The sequence below is a fragment of the Arsukibacterium sp. genome, from assembly GCF_041616895.1.
In the GTDB taxonomy this organism is placed as follows: Bacteria; Pseudomonadota; Gammaproteobacteria; order Enterobacterales; family Alteromonadaceae; genus Alishewanella.
This window is the reverse complement of the sequence record NZ_JBFJPY010000156.1, coordinates 1-4,529: the sequence shown is the minus strand read 5'-3', so window position 1 is coordinate 4,529 and position 4,529 is coordinate 1. Positions and strand designations below refer to the sequence as shown.

The following is a 4,529-nucleotide window of genomic DNA, read 5'->3' as shown; positions in this document are numbered from 1 at the left end:
GCTAGAGGTACCTGGCGAAACACGTATTGTGTTTGTGTTGCCTTATCAGGGCAATACGTTGCTGGGTACGACCGAAGTGCGGCAGCAACTTACCGACCCTATTACCTGTTCTGACGAAGAACGAGACTATCTGTTAAACGTATATAACCGTTATTTTAAGCCCCAGGCCGGGCCTAGCAGTGTACTGGCAAATTTTGCCGGAATAAGGCCGTTACTCGGTGGCAGTACTAATGCCAGTAAAGCCAGTCGTGAGTACCAGCTTGACTGGCAGGGACAGTTACTGACCGTATCAGGTGGCAAGTGGACAACCGCCCGGGCGCTGGGTAAGGCCGTGGCCTTACAGATTAAGTCGTAGTGCTTTACAGGGTCAGCGCCAGAATTTTGGAGCGGCGCTGATAATTATACAATTGCTTTTTCTGGCTGGGTAAATCGTCAACCGTAACCAGTTCAAAGCCCTGCTCTAAAAACCAGTGAATGCTGCGGGTAGTCAGGGCAAACACTTTGTCATAACGACGCTGACGGGCTTGCTGAATAATGTGCTTTAACAGCAGATAGCCCCGGTCAGCATCCCGGTAATCGGGGTGTACCGCCAGGCAGGCAAACTCACCGACATTGTCATCAATAAACGGATACAACGCTGCGCAGCCGATCACCAGACCATCACGTTCTATCAGGGTAAAGTAGTCAATCTCCATTTCCAGCTGTTCGCGCGAGCGGCGAACCAGTAAGCCTTGTTGCTCCAGCGGCCTGATTAAATCCAGAATGCCGCCAATATCCCGGATGGTTGCCCGGCGTAACTTCTCTGCAGACTCGGTAACAATCTGGGTACCGATACCATCGCGGGAGAATAATTCCTGCAGCAAGGCACCATCTTCATCATAGCTGACCAGGTGGCAGCGTGGCACCCCACCGCGGGTTGCAATAATTGCGGCATTTAAAAATGCCAGTGTACCAGGGCAGGCTGAGTTGTTTTCAGCCAGTTCCTCTAATATATTTTCAGCCTCATTTGGCATTAATTCGGCAATAATGTCACCATCTGGCTCTGTTATGCCACCAACTTCACTAAAACCAATCATTTTGTCGGCTTTTAATTTTATTGCCACCTGCGTGGCAATATCTTCGGCAGTTAAGTTAAAGCTTTCACCGGTAACTGAAGCCGCTATCGGCCCCATTAACACAATGCCATTATGCTCCAGCTGCCGTCTGATACCCGCTACGTCAATCCGGCGCACTTTGCCGCTATGATGGTAATCAATGCCTTCATCCACCCCTAACGGCTGGGCAATAACAAAGTTACCGCTTACCACGTTTATCTGTGCGCCCTGCATCGGGGTATTGCTTAAACTCATCGACAGGCGGGCCGTAATGTCCAGCTGCAGCGCGCCGGCAACCTGTTTAATTAACCGAAACGAGTCATCATCAGTCACCCGAACCCGGTTATGATAGGTCGGTTCAAGCCCTGCTTGCCCCAGTGCCTGATTAATTTGCGGCCTGGCGCCATATACCAGCACAATTTTAATTCCCAGGCTGTTTAGTAGGGCAATGTCATTGATAATACTGCGAAAACCCGGTTGGGTAATTGCTTCGCCGCCGAGCATCACCACGAAGGTTTTACCACGGTGAGCATTAACATAAGGGGCAGACTGGCGAAAACCGGAGACAAGTTCAGTAGTGCGCACGGGGATAGGGCTTCCTTTTACTTAAAACTGTAAGCTATAAACATGGCAGTAAGCTGACAAAATGCCAACTTTAGTTGCCGCAAAGCTGGCATTTTAGATTAGTTTTGGATTTTTATCTAATTTTTAAGCATAGTTATTCGAAAAGTGCTAAAGGACTATTGTACCCTTTTTAAAATCACTCTGACCCTTTTTTCAGATGGCAATTAACCGAGGATAATATGCGGCAAAAAACGTGAGCTGTCTTTAGTGATCAGGCTGTTATCTTCGCGGATGCAAATACCTGCGGCGCTATCGCCCACCACCCAGCTGCCAATTAACGTGTAGCTGTCGCCAAACTTTGGCAGCGGCGCCAGGGCCTGGCGAATATAGCCGTTGTCGGTGTAAGGGCCGTCTTCTTTTATGCGTTGGCCGCTGGCAGTCACCAGCTCTATATTGGCGCCTTCCCGTGAGAACAAGGGCTTTTTCACCCAACCGGGCTCAACCTGGCTGTTGTCGGCAAAAAAAGCGGGCAATAGATTAGGATGGCCCTGATATTTTTGCCACAGCAGCGGCAAAATACCTTTGTTAGATAACAACAGCTTCCAACTGGGTTCCAGCCACTGAGTTTTACTGGTTAAAATGGTGCTGGCAAATTCTTCCTGTAGCATGAATTCCCATGGGTACAGCTTGAACAAGCCGTTTATCGGATAGCCATCGATGTCAACCAACTGGCCGTCGATGTCGCCTAATTGCTCCAGCTGAATATAGCGGCAATCTAAACCTGCCTGCAGCGCAATGTCCATCAGATAGTCGACGGTACCTTTATCTTCGATGCTTTCGGTCACGCTGCTAAAATAAAACGGCTGGGCCAGCGGCAGCTGGGCGAAAGCCTGCTCCAGTTTGTCCTGTAACGAATTAAACTGATCGCTTCCCTGGGGCAACTGGCCCTGCATCAGCTGATCTTCCAGCCAGACCCACTGAAAAAAGCCGGTTTCAAATAACGAGGTTGGCGTGTCGTAGTTCAGTTCCAGCAGTTTAGCCGGACCATTACCGTGATAGCTGAAGTCCATCCGACCGTACAAATGAGGCTCGCCACTACGCCAGCTATTGGTAATAAAGTCCCAGAAACGCTCAGGAATAGCGAGTTGTGTTAGTAATTGTTCGTCGGCCAGAATATCTGGCACCAGATCCAGAGCCATCTGATGCAGTTCTTCGGTGGGCGCTTCTAAATCCTGCTCAATTTGCTGCAAGCTAAATTGGTAGTAGGCGCTTTCGTCCCAGTATTGTTCATTGTCGATGGTATGAAATTTAAAGCCCACACTGCTGGCAAAGTCCTGCCAGCCCGGACGAGGCGCAATACTGTGTCGTTTCACGTCGTTCAGCCTCCATAGCTGCGATTAGCGCTACGCTGTGCTGCCTGGGCACCAAAGCCACCTCGTCTTGCTAACGCAGCAGGCTTGGGCTGCACGGCGGAGGGCCGAATGCTGGTAGTACCTGGCTGACTGGCTACGGCAGTGTTGGTTGCAGTACGAAACGTATTGCGGTCGTCGCGCGATTTATACAGGGGTTGGGTTGGCACAGTGTTGCGCCCGGTTGCGCCGGTGGTTTGCTGGTTGGTGGCCTGGCCACTGCCGGCTGCTAAGCCACCACGGTTCAGCATTTGACCAGCCATAAAGCCCATCATCATTGGCATAAAAAAACTGCCCTGCTGGTGTTGCTCCGGCGCAGTTTCACACTGGCCCGCGCCAAAATCGGCTTCGCATTCCTGTTTATTGGCGTAACGGGGAGCCACTTTGGGGTGCAGTTGCTCCGCCTCGGCAAACGCTGCCTGGCACTGGGCCGGCGGGTTGTAAAATGCCGCGCACTCATCAGGTGTACTGAATACCTGGGCTGCAACTTCTTTTTCAGCACAGCCGTTCAACACCAGGCCAGCGGCTGGCAGCATAAAAATCAGAGCGGCTTTCTGGCTGCGTTTGCTCGGGGGTAATTTCATCGGCGACTCCTTAATAACTCATGCAGGCGGCATTTAACATACCCACCGTAATAGAACTGCCAGCTGAGAAAACACCGGCAGCTAACTCACCCTGGGTAATACGTTGCGGTAGTTGTTTCAGGGCAGCGCTGCTTAGCAGAAATGTCAGCACCTGAACCACTAATGCCACACCGCCCCAGATGGCACAGTCAAGCAATGACATGGAGTGGGTAATAGCACTACTAAGTGGCCAGGCAAAACCAATTAGGGCACCAGCAAAGGCGATGGCAGCAGAGTGGTTATTGGCGCGAATAAGGGCAAACTCATCGTGCGGGGTTACCCAGGTGTACAACCTGACAAATACCAGTAGCAGCCCGACGGCCAGGGCAAAATACGCTAAAAAAGATGGGATACCCGCCAGCGAGCCTAGTGCGGTGTTTAACATGGGGTTGTCTGACATAACAATTCCTGCGATTAATTACCAGCGCTGATCCTGCGCAAAAAGCCAACGTAATTCAAGTAAAACCGCATGCAACTGACGACTTTACCTTTTGTCGCAGCCTGGCAGCGGGTTAACCTGCCTTGCTTTACATCGGGGGCATAGTTTTACACTCTGATTGTTTTTAAAACAATAATAGCTATTACCAAGGAACCCATATGAACAAAGTATCTGCCCTGGCATTAGGCGTGGCCTTATCGCTTGGTCTGGCCGCCTGCAGCAGCAAGCCGCTTGTCACTGACATAACGCAACAGCAAGCTGCACCAGCGCTAAGTTCAGGAATTAACCCGGCCAACATGGATAGCAGCGTTGCGCCACAACAGGATTTTTTCCGCTACGTTAACGGCAACTGGCTAACTAGCACTGATATCCCGGCAGATAAAGCGCGCTGGGGCAGTTT

5 protein-coding genes and 1 pseudogene are annotated in these 4,529 nt (G+C 51.0%); 2 read left to right on the top strand and 4 right to left on the bottom strand.

The window, feature by feature from the left end; genetic code table 11:
* The coding region (locus ABY802_RS16035) for an FAD-dependent oxidoreductase (protein WP_372628131.1) at nt 1-355 on the top strand (355 nt) is incomplete at its 5' end.
* 4 nt (nt 356-359) lie between these two features.
* Here the strand turns inward: ABY802_RS16035 and argA are convergent.
* The 4 genes from argA to ABY802_RS16015 all read right to left on the bottom strand — a co-directional run bounded on the left by argA (nt 360) and on the right by ABY802_RS16015 (nt 4,090).
* Complete coding sequence (argA, locus tag ABY802_RS16030; RefSeq protein ID WP_372628129.1) at nt 360-1,679, bottom strand: amino-acid N-acetyltransferase; 1,320 nt, start codon at nt 1,677-1,679, stop codon at nt 360-362.
* 203 nt (nt 1,680-1,882) lie between these two features.
* Entirely contained in the window at nt 1,883-3,031 is a 1,149-nt protein-coding gene (locus ABY802_RS16025) for a glutathionylspermidine synthase family protein (protein ID WP_372628128.1), read from the bottom strand.
* A 5-nt stretch (nt 3,032-3,036) separates the two neighbouring features.
* Nucleotides 3,037-3,651: a DUF1190 domain-containing protein gene (locus tag ABY802_RS16020; protein WP_372628127.1), complete on the bottom strand. Its 615-nt coding sequence runs from the start codon at nt 3,649-3,651 to the stop codon at nt 3,037-3,039.
* A gap of 10 nt (nt 3,652-3,661) precedes the next feature.
* The gene (locus ABY802_RS16015; protein ID WP_372628126.1) at nt 3,662-4,090 is read right to left on the bottom strand and encodes a DUF350 domain-containing protein; all 429 of its coding nucleotides are present in this window, start codon (nt 4,088-4,090) and stop codon (nt 3,662-3,664) included.
* A gap of 197 nt (nt 4,091-4,287) precedes the next feature.
* On the opposite strand from ABY802_RS16015, the pseudogene ABY802_RS16010 reads away from it, so the two are divergent.
* A pseudogene (locus ABY802_RS16010) lies at nt 4,288-4,529 on the top strand (M13 family peptidase); the annotation flags it as partial.